Raw genomic sequence first — 22699 nt, 5'->3', positions numbered from 1 at the left:
TTGTTACTCTTTGATTCCTGACTCGTTCAACACTCGATGACGTTCACGGCGAGGCCGCCGCGCGACGTCTCCTTGTATTTCGTCTTCATGTCCGCGCCGGTTTCGCGCATTGTCTTGATCACGTTATCGAGCGACACGTAGTGCTGACCGTCACCCTTCATTGCCATGCGCGCGGCGTTCAGCGCCTTGATCGCGCCCATCGCATTGCGTTCGATGCAGGGAATCTGCACGAGTCCGCCGACCGGGTCGCACGTCATGCCGAGGTTGTGTTCCATGCCGATTTCGGCGGCGTTTTCGACCTGGGTCGGCGTGCCGCCCATCACAGCCGCGAGTGCCGCGGCGGCCATCGAACACGCAACACCGACCTCGCCCTGGCAACCCACTTCGGCGCCCGAGATCGAGGCAGTTTCCTTGTAGATGATGCCGATCGCAGCCGCCGTCAGCAGGAACGTGACGATGCCCTCGTCGTTCGACGCGTGCATGAACTTCACGTAGTAATGCAGCACCGCGGGAATCACGCCGGCCGCGCCGTTGGTCGGCGCCGTGACGACGCGCCCACCCGCTGCGTTTTCTTCGTTCACGGCCATGGCGTAGAGATTGACCCAGTCGAGCATCGACAGCGGATCGCGCAGCGACTCTTCGGAACGCGAACGCAATTGCGCGCACAGGTCGGCCGCGCGGCGCTTCACGTGCATCGGACCGGGCAACTCGCCACGCCCCTTGCAGCCACGTTCGACGCAGGCCGACATGGCGCGCCAGATCACCAGCAGCCCTTCGCGCACGTCCTGTTCGGTGCGCGACGCGCATTCGTTGCGCAGCGTGATCTCTGCGAACGACAAGCCCGTTTCACGGCAGACGCGCATCAGATCGTCGCCCGTGCGAAATGGAAACGGTACTTCCGCGCCGGCGCGCAGGCCATTGACGCGGTCGCCTTCGCGGTTGATCACAAAGCCGCCGCCGATCGAGTAATACTCTTTCTCCACGAGCAACTGCCCGTTTTCGTCGAAAGCCTGAAAACGCATGCCGTTCGGATGCACGATGCTCGAACCGGGCGCGCCCGGCATCAGCTTGCGAAAAAAGCCGAGGTGTTCGCGTTCGTCGAATTTGACCGGATGCTTGCCGAGCAGGACCAGTTGCTTCGTTTCGCGCATCGCCCGCAGACGCGGTTCGATCAGGTCCGGGTCGATCAGATCGGGCAGATTGCCTTCGAGGCCGAGCAGCACCGCCTTGTCCGTGCCGTGCCCCTTGCCGGTCGCGCCGAGCGAGCCAAACAGTTCGACCTTGACGCGGCGCACGAAGCTCAGCAGATTGGCGTCTTCGATATGCGAGGCGAAGCGGCACGCAGCGATCATCGGCCCGACGGTGTGCGAGCTGGAGGGACCGATGCCGATCTTGAACAGATCGAAGACGCTGACGTTCATGACGTGCCTTATACGTTGCGATGCATGGGTTGCCGGGTTTGGCTTGAACTAGCCCCTATTGCACCGCACGTCAAATTGGACCGATAGAATAAAAACGGCATGACAGTGGGATAGTGGCGTCAAGCGGGCCGCCGGCAAAGCACGGCGGCGGATTTGCGATGACTTCTGACGCATTTGCGACAGGCGCGCAGGTTGCGGCTGGCGATGCTGGTGGTGCTGAAACGGCCCGAATGAGTGGCCCGATCATTGGCCCGATCATTGGCCCGTTAAAGCGGACGCTATTCCCGGTGCTATGCTTGTTTCTACCCTTTTCCCTTGCTGGCTGCGTGCATGAATTCCGCTGAACCGCTTCCCCTTCAATCGATCGACGGCACCACCAAGCAGCGCATCCGCTTCGGCATCATCCTGCTGCCGAACTTCACGCTGACGGCGTTCTCGGGGTTCGTCGACCTGCTGCGCCTGTCCGCGGATGAAGGCGATTTCAGCAAGCCCGTGCGCTGTTCGTGGAGCGTAATAGGGGAAACCCTCGCCCCGGTGCGTGCGAGTTGCGGGATCCAGATCACGCCGTGGGAGACGTTCGACAACGCCGAACCGTTCGATTACGTGGTGGTGGTGGGCGGCCTGCTGCATTCCGGGCCGGCCGCGAACGATGCGACTCTGGCCTTCATCCGGCGCGCCGCCGCTACCGATGCAACGCTCGTCGGCATGTGCACGGGGGTGTTCTCGCTGATGCGCGCGGGCGTGCTGGACGGCCACCGCATCTGCGTGAGCTGGTTTCACTACTGGGATTTCATCGAGCGCTTTCCCTCGGTCAATGAGGACGCGCTGGTGGCGGACCGCTTGTTCGTGATCGACCGTCGGCGCATTACGTGCTCGGGTGGGCGGGCGTCGATCGACGTGGCGGCCGCGATTCTGCTGCGCCACTTTGAAACGGCCACGGTGCAAAAGGCGCTACGGATTCTGCTGGTCGACGATATGCAGAAAGGCAATGCGCCGCAACCGCATCCACCGGGGCTGGCGCCCGCCGCGCATCCGAAGGTGAAGCGCGCGATTCTGCTCATGGAGCAGCATGTGGGGCGTTCACTGTCGCTCGATGAACTGGCGCGCAAGCTTGATCTGTCGCCGCGTCAACTCGAACGGCTCTTCAAGGCGCAAACCGGCAAAGCGCCGCAGGCGTATGCGAAGCAGGTGCGCTTGCGCACGGCGGCCTGGCTGCTGACGAGTTCAGATAAAACGGTGGCGGATATCGCGTCGAGTTGTGGCTTTTCCGATGCGTCGCATCTGGGACGCGAATTCCGCAAGCAGTTCGGCCTGCCGCCGATGATGTACCGCGAGCAACGCGGTACGGCGGCTCAAGTAGACGAGGGCTCCGGCTATGACGAAACTTTTCCGGGGCGGGCTCAGGCGATCTGAGCGTGGCGTTTGTCGACCGGGTCTTACAGCCCCGCTTTCGCGCCGCCGGAACGGCGCGAAAGCCAAAACCCTCAAACGTCATTTACCCGCGACATAAGCCTTCACAGCCGGCAACCCGTCCTTGCCGTCAAACGTCTTCACGCCCGCAAGCCACTTGTCGAGCACGCCTGGATTCGCCTTCAGCCAATCCTTCGCCGCCTTGTTCGGATCTGTCTTGTTCATGATCGGCAGCATCACGTGGTTCTCGATATCCGTCGTGAAGTGCAGGTTCGACACGAGCTTCGCGACATTCGGGCAGCGCGTCGAGTAATCGTTCGGCACAACCGTCAGCACTCTGGCTTCGCCGTAGTTGGGGCCGAACACGTCGTCGCCACCGGACAGATAATCGATCTTCATCTGCACGTTCATCGGATGCGGTTCCCAACCGAGGAACACGATCGGCTTCTTGTCGCGAACCGCGCGATTCACTTCGACCAGCATGCCCGCCTCGCTCGATTCCACCAGCTTGAACTTGCCCAGGCCGTACTGGTTGCTGTCGATCATTTTCTTGATCAGCGCATTGCCGTCGTTACCCGGTTCGATGCCGTAGATCTTGCCGTCGAGCTTGTCGTAGTTCTTCGCGATGTCGGTGAAGGTTTTGATGCCCGCCTGATACGCGTAGTCAGGCACGGCCAGTGTGTATTTCGCGCCGGTCAGATTCGGCGCAGGCAGCACGGTAAGCTGACCGGCCTTCCTGAACGGATCGATCATCGGATCCATGGTCGGCGACCAGTAGCCGAGGAACACGTCGATCTGCTTGCTCTTCACACCCGCGAAGGTGATCGGCACCGAGGCGATGGTCTTGGTCGGCTTGTAGCCGAGCCCTTCGAGCACCGTCGAAGCGAGACCCGTAGTCGCCGCGATATCCGTCCAGCCAACATCGGCGAACCGGACGTCCCGGCAGGTGGCCGGTTCCACGGCAAAGACGGGCGATACCGACAGCGCGCACAACGACGCAGCCAACAAACGTTTCATGGCGTTCCCTTTGGGTGATTGATGCTTCACTGGTTTTAATAATCGGATTTTCAAAATGCGGCTTCTTGCGTCGACTTCACTGGCGTCAACTCACTCACGCAGACTCATCTACGCAGACAACCGCCGCTCGACGCTCGGCGCATGACCGAACTGAATCGGATTTTCAAAATGCGGCTTCTTGCGTCGACTTCACTGGCGTCAACTCACTCACGCAGACTCATCTACGCAGACAACCGCCGCTCGACGCTCGGCGCATGACCGAACTGAGCGCGATAGGCCTTGCTGAAATGACACGGCGAATGAAAGCCGCACACCGCCGTTACCCGCGCAATCGACGCATCCGTATTGCGCAGCAGTTCACGCGCACGACGCAAACGCAGGGTCAGGTAATAGTGCGTTGGCGACACGCTCAGAAACATCTTGAACATGCGCTGCAAATGACGTTGCGACAGATGCACGAGCCGCGCGAGTTCATCGAGCGATAAGGGTTCTTCGATATTCGCTTCCATCAGGCGCACCACTTCGATCAGTTCCGCACGCGAGAAGCCAACCCGCGCGTCGACGGGAATATGCTGGTAATCGGTCGAACCGCGAATCCGCTCGACGATGAACTGCTCGGACACTTGCGCCGCAACTGCATGGCCGAGGCGCATGCCGACCAGTTTCAGCATCAGATCGAGCGGTGCGGTGCCGCCGGTACAGGTCATCCGGTCACGGTCGATCACGAACAGTTCATCGGCAAAACGCACATGCGGATAACGCTTGTGCAGCGGTGACATGTCTTCCCAATGCACGGTACAGCGATACCCGTCGAGCAGATTTGCAGCCAGCAACGCGTACGGTCCCGTGCAAATGCCGCCAAGCGGAATGCCTTTCGACGCAACGTCCTGCAGTAATGCGATGACCGTGTCGTCCACGTAATCGCGTACGTGCCAGCCGGCGCAGACGATCAGCACATCCGGCATGCCCGCTTCGGCCAGCGTCGTAGTCGGCTTTACGGTGATGCCGTTGCTCGCTCGCGCCGGTTCGCCGTCCGGCGTGATCACGGACCACGTGTAGTGCTGCGCGCGGCCTACGTAGTTGGCCATGCGCAGCACTTCGACCGCGCTCGTGAACGCGATCATCGAAAAGTTCGGCAGCGTCAGAAAGCCGAAGTGCGCGAGCCTGGACAGCGGCGACTCGGATGGAACCTCGACAGGAGAGATCGCGTCGCGCTTCATAGGCGGCTCAGCCGTGCTGCGCCGCCGGCGCCCTGCGCACCTTCATCACACTGCGCAAGCCCGACAGCAACGGCGCCCGCGCGGTGCCCGGCGTGCGGCCAAAGCTTTCCGTGATGCGGTCGAGAATGATCGCGAGCATCACCACTGAAAGTCCGCTTTCGAAACCAAGCCCGATATCGAGCCGCTGAATACTCGCCAGCACGTCATTGCCGAGACCGCCCGCGCCCACCATCGAGGCGATGATCACCATTGAGAGCGCCATCATGATCGTCTGGTTCACGCCGGTCATGATCGACGGCAGCGCGTTCGGGAACTGCACCTTGTAGAGCAACTGCAAGGGCGTGCAGCCGAACGCCTGCCCTGCTTCAACGATTTCGCGATTCACATGCTTGATGCCGAGCGACGTCAGGCGCACAGCCGGCGGCATGGCGAAGATCACCGTGGAAAGAATCCCCGGCACGCGGCCGAGACCGAACAGCATCGCCGCCGGGATCAGGTAGACGAACGCCGGCATGGTCTGCATCAGGTCGAGCACGGGGCGCACAATCATTTCGACGGTGCGGCTCTTCGCGGTCCAGATGCCGAGCGGCACGCCGAGCAACAGGCTGATCAACGTCGACGAGAGCGTGAGGCCAAGCGTGATCACCATCTGATCCCAGAAGCCCGTGCCGTAAATCAGCAGCATCGCCAGCAAGGTGAACAGTGCGAAACGCCAGCCCACCCGCCACAAACCGATACCGACGAAGAATGCCATCAGCGCCCACATCGGCACGGCTTGCAGGCCGTGCTCGATCAGCGCGGCAAAACTCTCGATGACCTTGCCGATGGAATCGAACGTTGCTGCGTCGTGGTCGAGCAGGTAGTGAACGCCGTGATCGACCCAGGCGCCAAGTGGAATGACTTCAGACATGGGAACCTCGATGGCGCGTGAGAACGTTCAGTACGTTCGTCTTGTTGACCGAACCGCAGTAGGAGCCGTCCGCTTCGACGACCGGCAGCGGCGCGCGGCTCGCCACCACGCGTTCCACAACGTCGTCCAGAGGTGTCGTACGGCGGATGCATTCGATGTGATTGAGCTGCGGCGACGCGCTGCCCATCGCATCGCGGCACACGAAGCCGCGGATCTTGCGCTCGCCGTCGAGCACGAACGCATATTCGGCGCTGCCGTTCAGCGTAGCGGCCACGCTCGATGCGTCGATCTGCGGCGAATGCTGCATGAGCGGCACGGCGTCCGTCTGCATCAGGTCGCCGGCCGTCAGATAGCGGCTGGTGTCGATGCCTTCGAAGAACGCGCGTACGTAGTCGTCGGCGGGATTCGTGATGATCTGCTGCGGTGTGCCGATCTGCACTACCTTGCCGCCTTCCATGATCGCGATCCGGGTGCCGATGCGCATCGCCTCTTCCAGATCGTGCGAGACGAACAGGATGGTGCGCTGCTGCTCGCGTTGCAGTTCCAGCAACACGTTCTGCATTTCCTTGCGCTTGAGCGGATCGAGCGCGGAGAACGCCTCGTCCATGATCATCAGCGAGGGGTTGACCGCCAGCGCCCGCGCAAGCCCCACGCGTTGCTGCATACCGCCCGACAACTGGGCCGGCAGCTTTTCCGCGAACGGGGCGAGGCCGACCTGCTCCAGCACGGTCATGGCGCGCTTCTCGCGCTCCTTCTTGCCGATGCCCGCCACCTCCAGCCCGAACGCCGCGTTGGACAGCACCGTGCGCTGCGGCATCAACGCGAAGGACTGGAACACCATGCTCATGTCCTTGCGGCGCAGCGCCGTCAATTCCGAGCGCGGCACGCTGGCCACGTCGCGGCCGTCGATCAGCACCTTGCCGGCCGTCGGCTCGACGAGACGATTGATCAGGCGAATCAGTGTCGACTTGCCGGAGCCCGAAAGGCCCATCAGCACGAAGATCTCGCCTTCCTTGACTTCGAACGATACGTTATGGACGCCGACTATCTGACCAGTGCGCGCGAATACTTCCTCTTTCGTAGCGCCGCCTGCCAGCATGCCGACCGCCTGTTTCGGGTTGGTGCCGAACACTTTGCACAACCCTTCGACCACGACCTTGGGGGAATTCATTGAATGCTCTCCTATGTCGGCCGGTGTTGGCGCTTTAGCTGTCGGCCAGAGTTAGCGCTTCAGCGCTTACTTTGGTCCCATGCAAAGCACTTACTCCGGTCCCATGCAAGATAGTTGGTGCAGTGGCGGACGTCCGTCCGCGCTGTGCATACATAGTTGCCAGAAAAAAGTATGCCTAGCCGACTATTTGCGACAACCACATGTGGAAATGCGACACCGCTTTCGCGCGGGCGCCGCCAGATGGCGGGCAAACCCTTGCTGGATAAGGTTTTTCGGGGCGCAGGGGTGGTCAGGCGGGCATGTCGCGCCAGAGCAAGTGAATGCGGTCTGGCGGAGAAAACAGGTGTGTCGGGGAAGTGGAAGGCGCACTTGCCGCAGTGCAGCAGGCGTGCAGTTGCTCAGCGGTCGCCGTTGCACACTCGTGGGGGCGTCTGATGATCAATGAATTGGCGCTCAATTGCGTGCGCGAACAGCCTGCAGCAGACGTTCCGCCCGCGAAAAATACCAGATCGCAATGCCGCCCAGCACCGGGTACATGCACCACAGGCGCGCGAGCGCCCAAGCTTCAGCGGAAAAACCCATTGCATTCCCCGATCAAACGTGGATATCAGTCAGCAAAATTCGAAACAGCACGACCGGGCTATTAATTGCCGGTTCGTGACGAAAACAGCGTCGCTGGTTTTGCATGCAGCGGGAAGAAACCGGAGGTCTAGCCGGTTTATGGTGCACGGGAATCATTACGGCGACCTTAAGGCTGCTCGGCGTTACTCCGTGTTACCAATCTCGCATCCCTCTTGCACCTGCAAACTGCGGCCCTGCCTACACTGCGCAGCATCTTCACTATCATCGCCTGCAATCGCCAGGCGACACGAAAAAACATGCGCAAGAACCTATTATCAGCGATTCTCGGCGGCGCGCTATTAGTGGCTTCCACGGTCGCTTGCGCCCACGTCGACGTGGGCATCGGCATTGGCATTCCCGGGCCGGTTTTCGTGCCCGCGCAACCGGCCTATATCGCGCCTCCGCCGGTCGTCTACGCGCCCCCACCCGTCGTGGGATATGGCTATGGCTACGGCGATGACTGGCGTGCCCGTGAATGGCACGAGCGGCAGGAATGGCGCGAACGGCAGTGGCGCCACCATGAGCATGAGGAGCACGAGCGCGAATGGCACGAGCGTCACGGCTGGGATGGGGATTGAGAAAAATGAAGTAACGGCTGCGCAAGGCAAGCCCTGGTGCCGGCATCGGCCGCGCCACGGCTTGTGCTTCAAAACGTGGAAGAAAGTTGTTTGAGCGCCCCTAAGGAGAAGTTAAGCAAAGCTGCTTATTCTGTGGACACGCATCGACCGGAATGGCCGGCGCGGCACCATCACTCTATTGGAGAACCACCATGAAAGCACTCAAACACATCATGCTCATTGCTTCGATCGTCGCTATCCCGACCCTGTCGTTTGCCCAGCAGGTAAACACACCGATGAACGACACAACGGCAACACCTGCCGTCTCGATGCACGACACGCAGAACAATCAGTCGGGTGCGCAATATCAGCAGCCTTCGCACAAGACATCTGGATACAGTGACAGCTCGGGTTACGGCGGACCGGCCACAAGCTTTTCGCAATCCTCAACGATGCATTTCGCGGGCAAGAACTCGCGATTGTTCAATCATTGAATACGCGCGATGATGCCCTGCACTTCCGCGCTTTCCATGACTCGCAGCAAGTCAACGGACAAAAATCAGCGCGGGAGCAAGGCATATTTTCAATCCGGAAATCAACCAGAAACCCGCGAGATCATTGCGGCGCGGGAGCCGCCCGATATCCTCGCCGCCCAATAGCCAGGGCGAGCATGGCCGATACTGCGAGACTCGCCGCCACGACATAAAGTCCGGCTGCATATCCCCCCGTCACGCTCTTCAGCCAGCCAATTGCAAACGGGCCGACGAAACCACCAAGGTTGCCGATCGAGTTGATCATGGCGATACCGGCCGCCGCGCCGGCACCCGAAAGAAAAGTACTCGGCATGGCCCACAGCGGCGCCTTGGCCGCACTAATGCCCACGTTCACGAGGATCAGCGCCAGCACCACCGCAATGATCGTATCCGCAAAACCCGCCCATGCGAGCCCAATGCCCGCCACAACGCACGGAATCACCACATGCCACGTGCGTTCGCCAGTGCGGTCCGAATGGCGAGCCCACATCACCATGCCGATCACGGCCAGCACGCTGGGAATCGCATTCAACGCCCCAGTGCCAAGCGCGCTAAAGCCGAATTGACGAATGATCAAGGGCGCCCATAACCCGAGCGTATAAAGACCCGCAGACGTGCCGAAGTAAATCATCGACATGATCCACACGCGCGGGTCGCGCAGTGCCGCGAGCGCACCTGCCGCATGTCCTGCCTGCGATTCACGTCCCGCGCGTTCTTCGCGCAGGGTCGCGACGAGCCACGCTTTTTCATCCGCGGCGAGCCACGTCGCCTTTTCTGGTGAATCGGTGAGTGCTTTCAAAACCACGAACCCGAGAACCACGGCAGGAATCGCTTCGATGATGAACAGCCATTGCCAGTCTTTCAATCCGAACAGGGCCGGCATCTGCATGATGGCGCCTGAAATAGGCGACCCGATTGCCGTCGACAAAGGCGCGGCCGCCATGAATGCAGCCGCCGCGACGGCGCGCTGCCGTGCGGGAAACCACTGGCTGAGATAAAGGATGATGCCGGGAAAGAAGCCGGCTTCGGCCACACCGAGCAAAAACCGCAGCGTATAGAACGAGTTCGGTCCGACGACAAACGCGGAAGCCGCCGACACCAGGCCCCACGTCACCATCACGCGTGCGATCCAGATACGCGCGCCGACCTTGTTCAGAATGAGGTTCGAAGGCACTTCGAATAGAAAGTACCCCAGAAAGAAAATGCCGCCGCCCAGCCCGAACATGGTCGGCGAGAGTCCGAGGTCCTTGTTCATCGTGAGCGCGGCGAAGCCGACGTTCACGCGATCGAGAAAGCTGACAAAGTAAAGCAGCATAACGAAGGGCAAAATGCGCCACGTCAGCTTGCGAACCACACGGGCTTGCAATTCATTGGTCATGCCAGTCTCCGCTTTCTGAATCGCCCGTGACGTGGTCGTCCGGGCGTTATGTTTTTGTGTCATGCGCGCGTTTGCGCGTTGCTCGCCGCATATCGCGCGCTGTGTCTATTGTGTTAAGCCGCCTTGAACTCTGCCGCCGGTTCCGCTGCGAGGATTGCGCAGACCGCATCGGTCACCTGTACGGTCGTGGCCGTGCCGCCGAGGTCGCCCGTGTGCAGTGCCGGGTTCGCCGTGATGCGTTCGATTGCATTCATCAGTTGCTGCGCAGCGGCCGTCTCTCCGAGATGCTCGAGCATCATCACAACTGACCAGAACGTGCCGACCGGATTGGCGAGACCCTTGCCCATAATGTCGAACGCAGAGCCGTGAATCGGCTCGAACATCGAGGGATAACGGCGCTCGGGGTCCAGATTCGCGGTCGGCGCGATACCGAGGCTGCCGGCCAATGCGGCTGCCAGATCGCTCAGAATGTCCGCGTGAAGATTCGTGGCTACGATCGTGTCGAGCGTGGCCGGACGATTGACCATGCGGGCGGTTGCGGCGTCGACGAGTTCCTTGTCCCATGCGACGTCGGGAAACTCCTTTGAGACTTCCAGGGCAATCTCGTCCCACATGACCATGGCGTGCCGCTGCGCATTGCTCTTGGTGATCACCGTGAGCAGCTTGCGTGGCCGCGACTGGGCGAGGCGGAACGCGAAACGGAGAATGCGTTCGACGCCCGCGCGGGTCATCATCGAGACGTCGGTGGCGACTTCGATCGGATGGCCCTGGTGCGCGCGTCCGCCAACGCCGGAATACTCGCCCTCCGAGTTCTCGCGAACGATCACCCAGTCGAGATCCTTCGGCCCGCAGCGTTTTAACGGTGCGTCGATGCCGGGAAGGATGCGGGTGGGACGCACGTTCGCATACTGATCGAAGCCCTGGCAGATCTTCAGGCGCAAACCCCAGAGCGTCACGTGATCGGGAATATGCGGATCGCCCGCGGAGCCGAACAGAATTGCGTCCTTGTGGCGGATGGCATCCAGTCCGTCGGCCGGCATCATCACACCATGCTGGCGGTAAAAATCGCCACCCCAATCGAAATTCTCGAACTCGAACTGGAAGGCGTCGTTTCGCGCAGCGATAGCTTCGAGAACGCGTTGGCCCGCGGGAACGACTTCCTTGCCGATGCCGTCGCCTGGAATGGTTGCGATGCGATAGGTCTTCACTGGCGTCTCCGTGATATTGAACGTATGGCTGCATCCTAGAACGAGTAGCGCTCATGAAAACGCTGCTAGACTCAAAGCATCTTTAACCTCAGGTTAATAATGAGTGGCTCGCCGGGCTGCTCATTGCCTCACTCACCATGACCTCGTCGATACATCCGGACGACCTCGCCTTCTTCTCCACGCTCGCCGCGGGCGGGAGCCTGACTGCGGCCGCACGCGAACTCGGCTTGAGTACCGCGGCCGTGAGCAAGCATCTGTCGCAAATGGAATCGCGCGCGGGCGTATCGCTCGTCAACCGCACGACGCGGCGCATGAGCCTCACGCCGGAGGGCGAACTCTATCTGACGCGCGCACGGCGCATCCTGGGCGAAATGGACGACCTGGCGCAGTTGCTCGGCGGCTCGCAAGCGGTGCCGAAAGGTCTGCTGCGCGTGAACGCAACGCTGGGTTTCGGCCGCAGTCACGTGGCGCCGCTGATTTCCCGGTTTGTGCGGCGCTTTCCCGAGGTGGACGTGCAGTTGCAACTCTCCGTCGACCCGCCGCCAATCAGCGACGACGCCTTCGACGTATGCGTGCGCTTCGGCGAACCGCCGGATGCTCGCGTGATAGCGCGCCGGGTCGCGTCCAATCGGCGGCTGCTTTGCGCGTCACCTGCGTATTTCGCCAAACAGCGCGCACCACGCAGTCCGGCAGAACTATCGCAACACAATTGCATCGGCATTCGTCAGGGCGACGACGGCTACGGGCTATGGCGTCTGACCAGCGGACGCGGCGCAACCGAAAAGACCGAGACAGTACGCGTGCGCGGCAACCTCACCACCAATGACGGCGAGATCGCGGTGAAGTGGGCACTGGACGGCCACGGCATTCTGATGCGGGCGGAATGGGATATCGCGGAGTATCTCGCCGACGGCCGCCTGATTCATGTACTGCCGGAATACCGCACACCGGGTGCCGATATTTACGCGGTGTACCCGCAACAATTGCAAATGACGGCGCGGGTCAAGGCATTCGTCGACATGCTGATAGAGACGTTTGGAGCGCGTTGAGTCAGCCTCCTCATAGTTCTGCAATGCAGAACTATGGTGCCAAGCACCTCGTCGCCAATTCAAACTAGATAATTCCGCCAACTCCTTTGCATTACATAGCCTTACGGCACAAATCAAGCACGCGCATAGCGCCAGGTGTTTTCCCTATTTTGTCCTGCATTGCAGTCCAAACGAGCGATTTCCCTCGTTGACATAGAACGAACGGTCGTGCCAAATTGCGCCTGCATCCTGTGCGCAAGCATGCGATCAATGAGTTCATAGCAGCGCCGAGCCGCCCCAGCGATCAGGAGACAACCCAGCAGGCAACCGGACACAAGGCGCGCACCAGCAGACCCACTATTTCGCATCCCTTATCAGATTGCGAAGGCTCGTTATCGCCTGTTGAAATCGTATCGCGCAACAGATCGCCAGAATCTTGCAGCACACGCATTACTTCGCCAGTTCAATTGATTTCAATAAACAAGGAGACACGAAGCATGCCGGCAAGTCATCGCAATCGGGTTGGAGCCATTCTCGGATTAGCAGGCGCGTGCGCATTGGGCGCCGCCCAGTGCGCCCATGCGCAAAGCAGCGTCACGCTGTACGGTATCGTCGACGCCTCTCTCCTCTACACCAGCAAAACGCTTAACGCGACGACCGGCCAGAGCGCGGGTCACCAATACTCGTTCACCGACAGCGGCCTCTCCGGTTCGCGCTTCGGCATGCGTGGCGCCGAAGATCTCGGCGGCAGCACGCGCGCGATCTTCGAACTCGAAAGCGGTATCAGCATTGCCAACGGTTCGCTCAGCAATTCGAACGGCAACGAATTCGGGCGGCAGGCGTGGGTCGGTATCGACAGCCGCTACGGCACGGTCAAGGCCGGCTTGCAGTTCTCGCCCTTCTTCCTCGCGGTGTACGACTTCGATCCGCGCGAGATGTCGTACTTCGGCAGCGGCCTCGTCACCTACCTCAATAACGTCTATGTGACCGGCCTGTTCAACCCGAACGGCATTTCGTACACGTCGCCGGAAATCGCCGGCTTGCAAGCCAGCGCGATGATGGCATTAGGCGGCACAGCCGGGGATTTTCAGGCGGGCCGCCAGTACTCGGCGAGCCTGCGCTACCACCTCGGCTCGCTGACGGTCGATGCCGCGCTCTACAGCGGCAACGCCGGTGGCAGCGCTGCCTCGATCGCGATTCCAAGCGTGGTCGAATTCGACGGCCGGGCAATCGGCGCCAGCTACGTGTTCAACAGCCTGACCGTGAAGGCGTCGTACGTACAGTACAAGGTGGCCGGTTCGTTCAACGATCGCGTCTATTCAGGCGGCGCCAGTTATCGCATCACACCGGCGCTGAATGTCGACGCGGGCGTGTGGGTGACGCGCGACGGGAACAACTCGTCGAACAATTCGATACTGGCGTCCGCCGGGCTTGAGTATTCGCTGTCGAAGGCCACTGTGGTGTACGGGCAAGGCGGCTTCGTAACGAACCACGGCGCGATGCACACGGGACTGTCCGTCAACAACGCACTGAACGAAGCCACGGGCACAACGGCCGGCGTGAACGTCGGCATCCGGCACATGTTCTAGCGGATGCGGAACGCGAGATGCCGGCGTGCCGCGCGAGCGGTGCGCCGGGTCATGCGAAATTGTGGCCCTATTGATCGTAGCCAGGATTACGCCGCGTCAAACGCCGCAGCAAGCCTGGCCACACCAGATCGGCGCCCTTGCCTTTGCTGACCTGACGCGCCTGCTCGCCCATCGTCTCGATGATCGACTGCGGCACTTCGATCAGCTTGCCGCCTGCTTGCGCGAGGATCTGGATACGACATGACGTTTCGAACAGATACATGGCCTGAAACGCTTCGGCGACGGTGCGTCCGCAGGTCAGCAGGCCGTGATTGCGCAGCATCATGTAGTTGGCGTTACCGAGATCGCTGACCAGCCTCGCCTTTTCCGCGTCGCGCAGCGCGACGCCTTCATAGTCGTGATAGGCGAGGTTCGTCAGCACGAAACCCGATTGCTGCGACAACGGCAGCAAACCCTCTTCTTGCGCCGCGACTGCGACGCCATAGGCCGTATGCGTATGCAACACACAATTCACGTTGGGCCGCGCTTCATGCACGGCGCTATGAATCACGAAGCCGGCAGGATTCACGTCGCACGGCGTGGGCATGACGGGGTGCCCCTCATGGTCCACCTTGACCAGACTCGACGCGGTGATTTCCTCGAAGAACAGGCCATACGGATTGATCAGAAACTGGTGCTCGTGTCCCGGCACGCGCGCCGAAATATGCGTAAACACCAGGTCGTCCCAACCGAACAAAGCCACCAGCCGGTACGCGGCGGCAAGGTCGACCCGGGCCTGCCACTCCTCAGGGGACACCATCTGACGAACGCTGGGGATATCGAGTGCGGAGTTCATGGGCGGGACACCTTGAGAAAGCGAAGAACATCATGTTGACGGCCGCGTTGCGAAACACTCGCGCCGGGATATGTCGAGCGCGTGAGCGGCGGGTTAATTTCTGCATTGCAGAATACTGGGGCGTGCAAAGTGAAGTCAAGCCGACTTTCCATTTTCGCCGACGCTGCTCGCGCACGTGATCGACAAGTCGCCGATCCATGCTGAATGCAAGCAACGGTGCGGTTCTTTTGCAATCGGCATATGGCGCACCCAGCGTGCCCGCCTGGAGCGCGAGCGATCTAAGTGACTTCCCTAATAATCTGCAATGCAGAACAAGCAAATGGAAAAACCTGTTGACGCAAAGTGAACGCTCGTGCCAAATTTCTCTCACGCCACCGCACATGGCTGTTTGCAGTTTGCTGCCGGTGCGTGCGCGTTTCAAACCGTCGATAACCGTCGATAACAGTCGCCGGATTCGAGCAGCGGCTGTTGTCCCGTCCGTAGTCAGGCGTGCGGCGAAGCGTCCCCAGAAGCACGGGTGACCATTGCGCGGCGCGCCTCCGTTGGAGGGTGTAAAAGCGTGGATATGTTTTTGCAGCAGTTTCTCAACGGCTTGACGCTGGGCGGCATCTACAGCCTCGTCGCACTCGGACTCACGCTGGTCTACGGCATTCTCGCGGTGCCGAATTTTGCTCACGGCGCGTTCTACATGGTCGGCGCGTTCGTCTCGTTCTACCTGATGAGCCGGTTCGGCTGGAACTACTGGCTCGCCATGATCGGCTCCGGCGTCGCGGTCGCCGTGCTCGCGATTCTCGCGGAGCGGCTGGTGTTTCATCCGTTGCGCAAATCCTCCGAATTGCATCCGATGATCGCCGCGATCGGCCTTCTGCTATTTCTCGAAGCCGGCGCGCAAGCGATCTGGGGCGCGGATTTTCACCGCATGCCCACACCCTACGCCGGGATCATCGAACTGGGCGGCGTGACCGCACCGCTGCAGCGCCTGCTGATCATCGGCGCCGCGTTCGCGCTGGTGGTGCTGCTGCAGCTCTTCCTCAAATACACGGTGATCGGCTCGAGCATCATCGCGATGGCGCAGGACCGTGAAGGCGCCTCACTGATGGGCATCGATGCCAACAAGGTGACGATGCTGACCTTCGGCATCTCGGGCCTGCTCGCCGCCGTGGCGGCCACGCTGTACGCGCCGATCAACCTCGTCTATCCCGCGATGGGCCAACTGGTGATCCTGAAGGCCTTCGTGATCATCATTCTCGGCGGCATGGGCAGCGTGCCGGGTGCAATCGTGGGCGGGCTGATCATCGGCATGGCAGAGAGCTTCGGTGCCTTCTACATCTCGACCGACTACAAGGACATCATCGCCTTCGTGCTGCTGGTGGTGATTCTGTCGGTTCGTCCTCAAGGACTGTTCACCAGGGAGCTGCGCGCATCGTGAGATCTGTCATGAAATTATTCGAGGGCAAGCCGGGGTGGACGCTGCTGTTCGTGCTCGGTCTCGTATTTCCGTTTCTGGCCAGCAACGACTACATGCTCACCGTGATGTCCACCGCATACATCTTCGCGTTGGCCACCGTCGGGCTGAACCTGATCACCGGCTACACGGGGCAGTTCAATCTCGCGCACGGCAGCTTCATGGCGGTAGGCGCGTACACGGTGGGCATTCTCACGGTCGATCACCAGGTGCCGTTCTGGCTCGCGTTTATTGCCTCGGGCGTCGTCGTCGCGATACTGGGCGCGCTGGTCGGCCTCGTGTCGCTGCGTCTGCGTGGCCATTACTTTTCGATCTTCACGCTGTGCGTCGGCTACATCATGTTTCTCGTGATCGAGAAATGGGACAGCCTGACGCACGGCGTCACGGACATTGTCGGCATTCCCGCGCCTTCGGGTTTCGGCATCGTCTCGTTTGAAAATCCGCGGCCGCTCTACTACCTGGTGTTCGCGTTTCTGGTGCTCGGCGTGTGGCTGATGCATCGAATCGTCAACTCGCTGCTCGGCCGGACCTTCATGGCGATCCGCAATAGCGACGGACTCGCGCAGTCGCTCGGCATCAACCTGATGCGTAACAAGGTCATGGCCTTTGTCCTGTCGGTCGTCTATGCGGGGCTCGCGGGCGGTCTCTATGCGGGCTCCGTGCGCTTTCTCGCGCCGGATCTGGCCGGCGTCGACCATACCTTCGACATGACGATGTACATGCTGGTGGGTGGCATCGGCACCCTCGCCGGCCCGCTGCTCGGCGCGCTCGCTATTCCATGGCTCACACAGTATCTGCAGTTTTTGCAGGAGTACCGTTTCGTTGTGTTCGGCCCGATCCTGATTCTGCTGGTCATCTTTCTGCCGAACGGTATCGTCGGTTTGTATATGGCGAGAAAGAGCCAGCGCGCGAAACTCGCAACGACGAAAAACGACATCGTCACGCGTCAATCGCAGCCCACGCGCGGAGACCGCCATGCTTGAAATCGACTCGCTCAGCAAACACTTCGGCGGCCTCATCGCGGTAGACGACGTCAGCACGCATATCGAAGCCGGGAAGATCAACGCGATCATCGGGCCGAACGGCGCGGGCAAAACCACCTTCTTCAATCTGATCAGCGGCACCCATCTGCCGAGTTCAGGGCGCATCGTCTTCAAAGGTCAGGAGGTGACAAAGCTGGGCGCCGATCAGATGGCGCGCCTCGGTGTGGCGCGCACATTTCAATCCACGGCGCTGTTCGACCGGGCCAGCGTGCTCGACAACCTGATCATCGGCCACCGGCTGCGCACACGTTCGGGGCTGTGGGACGTACTGACACATTCAGCACGGCTCAAGCAGGAAGAACGCATTTGCCGCGAGAAGGCGCGCGAGGCTTTGGACTTCGTCGGCTTGTCGGCAATGGCTGAACGGATGGCCGGCGACATCTCGCAGGAAGAGCGCAAACGCGCCGCTGTGGCGCTCGCGCTCGCCACCGAACCGAGCCTGATGCTGCTCGACGAACCGGCGGGCGGCGTGAATCCCGAAGAGACCGAGGGCCTCGCCGAACTGATCCGCAAGCTGGTCAAACACGGCGTGACCGTGTGCCTTGTCGAACACAAGATGAACATGATCATGAAGCTTGCCGATCGCATCATGGTGCTGAACTACGGCAAGAAAATCGCCGAAGGCACACCGGCCGAAATTCGCGCGAACCCGGCCGTGATCGACGCTTACCTGGGGAGCGAGCATGCTGAAGTTTGAGAACGTCGCGCTCGATTACGGCAGTTTCCGCGCGCTGGACGGCATCAATCTGCACGCGGACGACGGCGAACTGGTGGTGCTGCTCGGCGCCAACGGCGCGGGCAAGAGTTCGATCTTTCTCGCGACGAGCGGCCTGCGCCGCGCCGCGAGCGGCAGTCTGCGCCTCGGAACACGCGAGTTGCTCGGCATGACGCCGGCGCAGATCGTGCGCAGCGGCGTGATCCAATGCCCCGAGGGCCGCAAGCTGTTTCCTGGCATGTCGGTGCTGAAGAATCTCACGCTCGGCGCCTACGTGCATCGCGGCGACAAGGCCGGCAATCAGCGCAATCTCGACCAGGTGTTCTCGCTATTTCCGCTTCTGGCCGAACGCAAGGACCATCCAGCCGGCTCGCTGTCCGGCGGACAGCAGCAGATGGTGGCGATCGGCCGCGCGATGATGGCCCGGCCCAAGGTGCTGCTGCTCGATGAACCGTCGCTCGGGCTCGCACCGCTGGTCGTCAAGCAGGTGTTCGAGGTGATCCAGCAGATCAATCGCGCGGGCACAACCGTACTGCTCGCCGAACAGAACGCGTTCGCGGCATTGAAGATCGCGCACCGTGCGTATGTCATCGAGAACGGCCGCATCGTGCTCGAAGGCGATCACGCGAGTCTGATGAACAACGAAGCGATCCGGCGCGCTTACGTCGGCGGCTGAACGAATTTGATGCACGGCCCACGCAACGAGACCGTGAGCGCGGGCACATTTTATAAATCAAAGGAGACACGTATGACGATCAAACGCTTGTGCGGACGGGCCGGCCTGTGCGCGGCAGTCGCCACGACTGCGCTCCTGAGCTCGGGCGCCGCGATGGCGCAGCAGGTGGTGCATATCGGCTACTCCGGTCCGTTGAGCGGCGGCGCGGCGAAGTACGGCCAGGAAGTGCTCGAAGGCATGCAGATGGCCGCCGCCGACGTCAATCAGGCCGGCATCGAAGTGGCCGGCAAGAAAATCAAGCTCGAAATCGTGCCGCTCGACGACAAGTACAACCCCGCCGAAACCGCGATCAACGCGCGGCGTCTCGCGCAGGAACAGCAGGCCGCCGTGGTGCTCGTGCCGCATTCGGGCGGCGGCTTTGCGGTGCAGACCAGCAACGAGCAACAGAAATTGCTGTTGCTCTCGTACACCAGCGTGCCGCAGATCAGCGAGCGCGGCAACAAGCTCACGGTGCGCATTCCGCCCGCGTTCACGTCGTATCTGAACGCCTTCATCAAGTACGAAATGGCGACGTACGGCAAGAAGGTTGCGCTCGCCGCCACCGATACCGACTACGGCAAGGTCTGGGTCGCCGCATTCAAACCCGCGTGGGAAGCAGCAGGCGGCACGATCGTCGCGGACAACGCCATGTCGTATAACCGCGCCACCGATTTCTACAGCGGCGTGAGCCGCGTGCTGGCGGCCAAGCCCGATGTGATGTTTATCGGCGGCCCGTCCGAGCCGACCGGCCTGATTGCGCAGCAGGCGCGCGAGTTGGGCTTCAAGGGTGGCTTTATCGTGATGGACCAGGCCAAGCTCGATGAAGTGGCCAAGGTCACCGGCGGCTATGCGGCGCTGAACGGTGCGATCGGGGTACTGCCGTTAGCGAACGACGACACGCCGAACGCTAAAATGTTTGTGGAACGCTTCCGCAAAAGCCATGGCGGGCGGGACCCGAGTCAGGAGGTATCGCTGAACTACACCGCGGTCTACGCAACGGCACTCGCGATGAAGCTGGCCGGTAGCGTCAGCGACGCGACTGCGATCCGCAATCAGTTCGACAAGGCGGTGAAGGCATTGCCGCCGCAGGCGAATCCACAAAGCGTGACAGGCGTCGACGATCACGGCGGCTTTGTGATCGGCAATCCGGTTGCGGCGGTGGTTCAGGGTGGTCAGTTGAAGTCGGCGGTGCTGAGCTCGCTGACCGCGGCGAAGTGACGGCGCCATAGAGGAAGGTTTAAGAAAAGGCGCCGTGATTTTCACGGCGCCTTGTGCTTTTGAGGCCTTGCGTATTTGAAGTCTCGTGTTTTTGAAGCCGGCGCCTCCGCCGACTCCCCGACTATCCCTTCAACGCCTCGATTATCTGCGCGCGCACCTCAGGCCGCTCGGCAAACGGATCGGTTGGATTGCGCGGTGTGACGATATCCTCGGCGCGCGTTTTCACGGCGCCTAGCGCATGCGGATGTGAAAAGATATAGAACTGCTCTTCACGGATCGCATCGAACACCATCGCCGCGACCTGCTCCGCGCTCACTTTCCCCGAACTCACTGCCTTCTCGCTCATTGCACACGATACACGTTGCGACAAGGTCGGCGGCGTGTGGTTGTCCAGTTCGGACGGACGATTGCGATGCGCCTTCGCGATACCTGTCGGCACGAAGTACGGACACAGCACCGAGCACGCCACCTGCTGTGTGACCAATGAAAGATCCTGATATAGCGATTCAGTCAGTGACACCACCGCGTGTTTCGATACGTTGTATGGACCCATCATCGGTGGATTGAGCATGCCCGCCATCGAAGCCGTATTGACGATGTGGCCTCGATAGGCCGGATCGCGTTTGGCAGCTTCGAGCATGAGCGGCGTGAAAGCCCGCACGCCATGAATCACACCCCACACGTTGACGCCGAGCAACCATTGCCAGTCGCGTTCGGTGTTCTCCCAAATGAGGCCACCGCTGCCGCCTACGCCTGCGTTGTTGAAGACCAGATGCACGCCGCCGTAGGTGTCGAGCGTGGCGCGGGCCAGCGCGTCGATTTCCTCACCCTTCGCGACATCGACACGGCGCGCGATGACCTGCGCGCCGGCTGCGCTCACCTCGGCGAACGTTTCGTCGAGTGCGTCCTGTTGCACGTCGGCGAGTACGAGGCGCATACCGAGTTTCGTGCCGAACCGTGCGAATTCACGGCCGAATCCGGAACCGGCGCCGGTGATCACCGCAACCTTGCCTTCAAAATTGTCCATGCCTTGTCCCATTGCCAATTGGTGTATTCAAGCGTCCCGAAGCGTCTTTACACCGCGTCAACGCCCAGCGGGATAGAACTGCTCGCGCAATTCGCGTTTCAATACCTTGCCGATCGGACTGCGCGGCAACGCGTCCATGAAGGTCAGCGCGGAGAGTCGCTGCATCTTGCCGAGCCGCGCATTGACCCAGGCAAGTAGCGTGTCGGCATCGATCTGTGCAAGCGGGCGGCACACCACGAACGCAACCGGCGTCTCACCCCACTGCTCCGACTGTGCGCCCACCACGGCCACATCCGCAACGTCCGGATGCGAGCACAGTTCTGCTTCGAGATCGCTCGGATAGACGTTGAAGCCACCCGAAATAATCATGTCCTTCTTACGATCGAGCAGCGTCAAAAAACCGTCGGCATCGAAGCGGCCCATATCGCCCGTGCGGATGAAACGCTTGCCGCTCGGGTCGTACCACTCCGCCTCGGCGGTCTTGTCCGGTTGACGGTAGTAGCCGGTCATCATCGCGGGTGAATGGCCAACGATTTCGCCCACCTCACCCGCCGCCACTTCGCTACCGAGCTCGTCGATCAGACGGATATCGTGACCTTCCATCGGTCTGCCGACCGTATGCAGCTTGGTGGGGAATTCATCGGCCTCCAATTGGCATGAGCCACCGCCTTCGGTCATACCGTAGTACTCGGTGAGCTTGCCCGGCCAGCGGCGCACCACGTCCGCCTTCACACTTGCGGCAAACGGTGCGCTCGTGCAGAACTTGGCCCGGAAACTGGAAAGGTCGTAACGGTCGAACTCCGGATGCGCCATCAGGCGCTGATACTGGACCGGCACCAGCATCGTGTGCGTGACGCGGTACTGTTGCGCAAGTTCCAGATAACGTGTGGCGTCGAATTTCGGCATCAACACGACCGTGCCACCGAAGGTCAGTGTCGGCATGAAACTCACGAGCGTTGTGTTCGAATATAAGGGCGTGGAAATCAGCGTCGTGGCGTCGGGGCCGTAACCGCGCAGAATGCTGCGCACCGCGTAGGCCCAGCGCATGCCGTGCGATTGCACGATGCCTTTAGGCGTGCCCGTGGTGCCTGACGAATAGATGATGTTGAATGGCCAAGCCGGATCGATCGTTACGGCTTCAGGCGTCGTGCCGTTCGGCGCGAGCCAGGCTTCGAGTGCGGCGCTGCCTGCGTGCGCATCTAACGCTACGGGGATTGCGCTGATCTCCGCGGCCACCGGTTCGAGCAGACGTTTGACGTCTGCATCGAGGAACAGCAGCCGTGCGCCCGAGTTGCCAATCATGCTGACAAGACTCGCCGCGCTCGACGACGGCGCGAGCGGCGCCACCGCCGCCCCTGCCCGCAGGCCGCCGAGAAACGCCACGGCGTATTCCACCGAGGCGGCAGCGCACAACGCAATCGCATCGCAAGGCTTGATGCCGTCGCGCTGCAATGCGGCCGCAAAGCGATCGACTCGCGCGTCCAGCGCGGCGTAAGTCACCACCTCGCCGTCGCAGATCAAGGCCGCGTGTTCACCGCGTTCTTTGGCGAAGCGGTGGAGCATGTCGGTGATACAGACGAACGGTTCGTCCAATAACGCTTCGAGCCAGCCCATTGCT

At 61.2% G+C, this 22699-nt stretch carries 21 protein-coding genes; 10 read left to right on the top strand and 11 right to left on the bottom strand.

The genetic code is table 11. The features are described from left to right. Positions 1–26: 26 nt before the first annotated feature. Entirely contained in the window at positions 27–1421 is a 1395-nt protein-coding gene (locus ACUN0E_RS13400) for an L-serine ammonia-lyase (RefSeq protein ID WP_445566877.1), read from the bottom strand. A 330-nt stretch (positions 1422–1751) separates the two neighbouring features. Here ACUN0E_RS13400 and ACUN0E_RS13395 point away from each other — a divergent pair, with 330 nt between their 5' ends. Then, positions 1752–2834: a GlxA family transcriptional regulator gene (locus ACUN0E_RS13395; protein WP_445566876.1), complete on the top strand. Its 1083-nt coding sequence runs from the start codon at positions 1752–1754 to the stop codon at positions 2832–2834. A gap of 78 nt (positions 2835–2912) precedes the next feature. Here the strand turns inward: ACUN0E_RS13395 and ACUN0E_RS13390 are convergent, their stop codons facing one another. From ACUN0E_RS13390 to ACUN0E_RS13370, 5 genes are all read right to left on the bottom strand, one after another. Then, positions 2913–3848: a choline ABC transporter substrate-binding protein gene (locus ACUN0E_RS13390; RefSeq protein ID WP_408339062.1), complete on the bottom strand. Its 936-nt coding sequence runs from the start codon at positions 3846–3848 to the stop codon at positions 2913–2915. A 221-nt stretch (positions 3849–4069) separates the two neighbouring features. Further along, positions 4070–5068 carry a GlxA family transcriptional regulator gene (locus ACUN0E_RS13385; protein ID WP_408339064.1) on the bottom strand — a complete coding sequence of 333 codons (999 nt, stop codon included), beginning with the start codon at positions 5066–5068 and terminating at the stop codon, positions 4070–4072. 7 nt (positions 5069–5075) lie between these two features. Further along, positions 5076–5978 (bottom strand): choline ABC transporter permease subunit, encoded by a 903-nt coding sequence (gene choW / locus ACUN0E_RS13380; RefSeq protein WP_408225074.1) that lies wholly within the window; start codon positions 5976–5978, stop codon positions 5076–5078. Beyond that, positions 5971–7149, bottom strand: coding sequence for a quaternary amine ABC transporter ATP-binding protein (locus ACUN0E_RS13375; RefSeq protein WP_445566875.1), 1179 nt, complete (start codon positions 7147–7149; stop codon positions 5971–5973). The genes choW and ACUN0E_RS13375 overlap by 8 nt, the downstream gene beginning before the upstream one ends. Positions 7150–7602: 453 nt before the next feature. Beyond that, on the bottom strand, positions 7603–7731 hold the full coding sequence (locus tag ACUN0E_RS13370; RefSeq protein ID WP_445566874.1) for a hypothetical protein: 129 nt from the start codon (positions 7729–7731) through the stop codon (positions 7603–7605). A gap of 296 nt (positions 7732–8027) precedes the next feature. Here ACUN0E_RS13370 and ACUN0E_RS13365 point away from each other — a divergent pair, with 296 nt between their 5' ends. Both ACUN0E_RS13365 and ACUN0E_RS13360 read left to right on the top strand, forming a co-directional pair. After that, complete coding sequence (locus ACUN0E_RS13365) at positions 8028–8348, top strand: hypothetical protein (RefSeq protein ID WP_408339066.1); 321 nt, start codon at positions 8028–8030, stop codon at positions 8346–8348. Positions 8349–8539: 191 nt separating this feature from the next. Further along, positions 8540–8821 carry a hypothetical protein gene (locus tag ACUN0E_RS13360; RefSeq protein WP_445566873.1) on the top strand — a complete coding sequence of 94 codons (282 nt, stop codon included), beginning with the start codon at positions 8540–8542 and terminating at the stop codon, positions 8819–8821. Positions 8822–8942: 121 nt separating this feature from the next. Here the strand turns inward: ACUN0E_RS13360 and ACUN0E_RS13355 are convergent, their stop codons facing one another. Beyond that, positions 8943–10238, bottom strand: a complete 1296-nt coding sequence (locus ACUN0E_RS13355; protein ID WP_445566872.1) for an MFS transporter — start codon at positions 10236–10238, stop codon at positions 8943–8945. Between the two features lie 113 nt (positions 10239–10351). Next, positions 10352–11446, bottom strand: coding sequence for a tartrate dehydrogenase (locus tag ACUN0E_RS13350; RefSeq protein ID WP_445566871.1), 1095 nt, complete (start codon positions 11444–11446; stop codon positions 10352–10354). Between the two features lie 137 nt (positions 11447–11583). Between ACUN0E_RS13350 and ACUN0E_RS13345 the strand changes: the two genes are divergently transcribed. Continuing rightward, a complete protein-coding gene (locus tag ACUN0E_RS13345; RefSeq protein WP_408225095.1) occupies positions 11584–12495 on the top strand; it encodes a LysR family transcriptional regulator in 912 nt (303 codons plus the stop codon). A gap of 476 nt (positions 12496–12971) precedes the next feature. Continuing rightward, positions 12972–14063, top strand: a complete 1092-nt coding sequence (locus tag ACUN0E_RS13340; protein ID WP_408225098.1) for a porin — start codon at positions 12972–12974, stop codon at positions 14061–14063. A gap of 67 nt (positions 14064–14130) precedes the next feature. On the opposite strand, the gene ACUN0E_RS13335 is transcribed toward ACUN0E_RS13340, so the two are convergent. Continuing rightward, positions 14131–14898 carry a class II aldolase/adducin family protein gene (locus ACUN0E_RS13335; RefSeq protein ID WP_445566870.1) on the bottom strand — a complete coding sequence of 256 codons (768 nt, stop codon included), beginning with the start codon at positions 14896–14898 and terminating at the stop codon, positions 14131–14133. A gap of 565 nt (positions 14899–15463) precedes the next feature. Here ACUN0E_RS13335 and ACUN0E_RS13330 point away from each other — a divergent pair. The 5 genes from ACUN0E_RS13330 to ACUN0E_RS13310 all read left to right on the top strand — a co-directional run bounded on the left by ACUN0E_RS13330 (position 15464) and on the right by ACUN0E_RS13310 (position 20054). Beyond that, positions 15464–16327 (top strand): branched-chain amino acid ABC transporter permease, encoded by an 864-nt coding sequence (locus tag ACUN0E_RS13330; protein ID WP_408225287.1) that lies wholly within the window; start codon positions 15464–15466, stop codon positions 16325–16327. Positions 16328–16335: 8 nt separating this feature from the next. After that, positions 16336–17346 carry a branched-chain amino acid ABC transporter permease gene (locus tag ACUN0E_RS13325; RefSeq protein WP_445566869.1) on the top strand — a complete coding sequence of 337 codons (1011 nt, stop codon included), beginning with the start codon at positions 16336–16338 and terminating at the stop codon, positions 17344–17346. Beyond that, positions 17339–18103: an ABC transporter ATP-binding protein gene (locus tag ACUN0E_RS13320; protein WP_445566868.1), complete on the top strand. Its 765-nt coding sequence runs from the start codon at positions 17339–17341 to the stop codon at positions 18101–18103. The genes ACUN0E_RS13325 and ACUN0E_RS13320 overlap by 8 nt, the downstream gene beginning before the upstream one ends. Next, positions 18090–18797: an ABC transporter ATP-binding protein gene (locus ACUN0E_RS13315; RefSeq protein ID WP_169488803.1), complete on the top strand. Its 708-nt coding sequence runs from the start codon at positions 18090–18092 to the stop codon at positions 18795–18797. The genes ACUN0E_RS13320 and ACUN0E_RS13315 overlap by 14 nt, the downstream gene beginning before the upstream one ends. A gap of 72 nt (positions 18798–18869) precedes the next feature. After that, positions 18870–20054 carry an ABC transporter substrate-binding protein gene (locus ACUN0E_RS13310; RefSeq protein ID WP_445566867.1) on the top strand — a complete coding sequence of 395 codons (1185 nt, stop codon included), beginning with the start codon at positions 18870–18872 and terminating at the stop codon, positions 20052–20054. Between the two features lie 121 nt (positions 20055–20175). On the opposite strand, the gene ACUN0E_RS13305 is transcribed toward ACUN0E_RS13310, so the two are convergent. Together ACUN0E_RS13305 and ACUN0E_RS13300 are read right to left on the bottom strand one after the other, a co-directional pair. Then, positions 20176–21081, bottom strand: coding sequence for an SDR family oxidoreductase (locus ACUN0E_RS13305; RefSeq protein WP_445566866.1), 906 nt, complete (start codon positions 21079–21081; stop codon positions 20176–20178). Positions 21082–21138: 57 nt separating this feature from the next. Continuing rightward, positions 21139–22695: a class I adenylate-forming enzyme family protein gene (locus ACUN0E_RS13300; protein ID WP_445566865.1), complete on the bottom strand. Its 1557-nt coding sequence runs from the start codon at positions 22693–22695 to the stop codon at positions 21139–21141. Between the last annotated feature and the right edge of the window lie 4 nt (positions 22696–22699).

The sequence above is a fragment of the Paraburkholderia sp. D1E genome, assembly GCF_052682275.1.
The sequence above is the reverse complement of the archived record's forward strand: the minus strand, read 5'-3'. Positions and strand labels throughout refer to the sequence as shown.

What these genes read in the sequence shown, in the direction of transcription:
- ACUN0E_RS13365 (WP_408339066.1), top strand. Translation starts at nt 8,028, where the DNA reads ATGCGCAAGAACCTATTATCAGCGATTCTCGGCGGCGCGCTATTAGTG.
- ACUN0E_RS13325 (WP_445566869.1), top strand. Translation starts at nt 16,336, where the DNA reads ATGAAATTATTCGAGGGCAAGCCGGGGTGGACGCTGCTGTTCGTGCTC.
- ACUN0E_RS13305 (WP_445566866.1), bottom strand. Translation starts at nt 21,081, where the DNA reads ATGGACAATTTTGAAGGCAAGGTTGCGGTGATCACCGGCGCCGGTTCC.
- ACUN0E_RS13315 (WP_169488803.1), top strand. Translation starts at nt 18,090, where the DNA reads ATGCTGAAGTTTGAGAACGTCGCGCTCGATTACGGCAGTTTCCGCGCG.
- ACUN0E_RS13385 (WP_408339064.1), bottom strand. Translation starts at nt 5,068, where the DNA reads ATGAAGCGCGACGCGATCTCTCCTGTCGAGGTTCCATCCGAGTCGCCG.
- ACUN0E_RS13360 (WP_445566873.1), top strand. Translation starts at nt 8,540, where the DNA reads ATGAAAGCACTCAAACACATCATGCTCATTGCTTCGATCGTCGCTATC.
- ACUN0E_RS13370 (WP_445566874.1), bottom strand. Translation starts at nt 7,731, where the DNA reads ATGGGTTTTTCCGCTGAAGCTTGGGCGCTCGCGCGCCTGTGGTGCATG.
- ACUN0E_RS13390 (WP_408339062.1), bottom strand. Translation starts at nt 3,848, where the DNA reads ATGAAACGTTTGTTGGCTGCGTCGTTGTGCGCGCTGTCGGTATCGCCC.
- ACUN0E_RS13400 (WP_445566877.1), bottom strand. Translation starts at nt 1,421, where the DNA reads ATGAACGTCAGCGTCTTCGATCTGTTCAAGATCGGCATCGGTCCCTCC.
- ACUN0E_RS13355 (WP_445566872.1), bottom strand. Translation starts at nt 10,238, where the DNA reads ATGACCAATGAATTGCAAGCCCGTGTGGTTCGCAAGCTGACGTGGCGC.
- ACUN0E_RS13395 (WP_445566876.1), top strand. Translation starts at nt 1,752, where the DNA reads ATGAATTCCGCTGAACCGCTTCCCCTTCAATCGATCGACGGCACCACC.
- ACUN0E_RS13300 (WP_445566865.1), bottom strand. Translation starts at nt 22,695, where the DNA reads ATGGGCTGGCTCGAAGCGTTATTGGACGAACCGTTCGTCTGTATCACC.
- ACUN0E_RS13310 (WP_445566867.1), top strand. Translation starts at nt 18,870, where the DNA reads ATGACGATCAAACGCTTGTGCGGACGGGCCGGCCTGTGCGCGGCAGTC.
- ACUN0E_RS13345 (WP_408225095.1), top strand. Translation starts at nt 11,584, where the DNA reads ATGACCTCGTCGATACATCCGGACGACCTCGCCTTCTTCTCCACGCTC.
- ACUN0E_RS13320 (WP_445566868.1), top strand. Translation starts at nt 17,339, where the DNA reads ATGCTTGAAATCGACTCGCTCAGCAAACACTTCGGCGGCCTCATCGCG.
- ACUN0E_RS13335 (WP_445566870.1), bottom strand. Translation starts at nt 14,898, where the DNA reads ATGAACTCCGCACTCGATATCCCCAGCGTTCGTCAGATGGTGTCCCCT.
- choW (WP_408225074.1), bottom strand. Translation starts at nt 5,978, where the DNA reads ATGTCTGAAGTCATTCCACTTGGCGCCTGGGTCGATCACGGCGTTCAC.
- ACUN0E_RS13375 (WP_445566875.1), bottom strand. Translation starts at nt 7,149, where the DNA reads ATGAATTCCCCCAAGGTCGTGGTCGAAGGGTTGTGCAAAGTGTTCGGC.
- ACUN0E_RS13340 (WP_408225098.1), top strand. Translation starts at nt 12,972, where the DNA reads ATGCCGGCAAGTCATCGCAATCGGGTTGGAGCCATTCTCGGATTAGCA.
- ACUN0E_RS13330 (WP_408225287.1), top strand. Translation starts at nt 15,464, where the DNA reads ATGTTTTTGCAGCAGTTTCTCAACGGCTTGACGCTGGGCGGCATCTAC.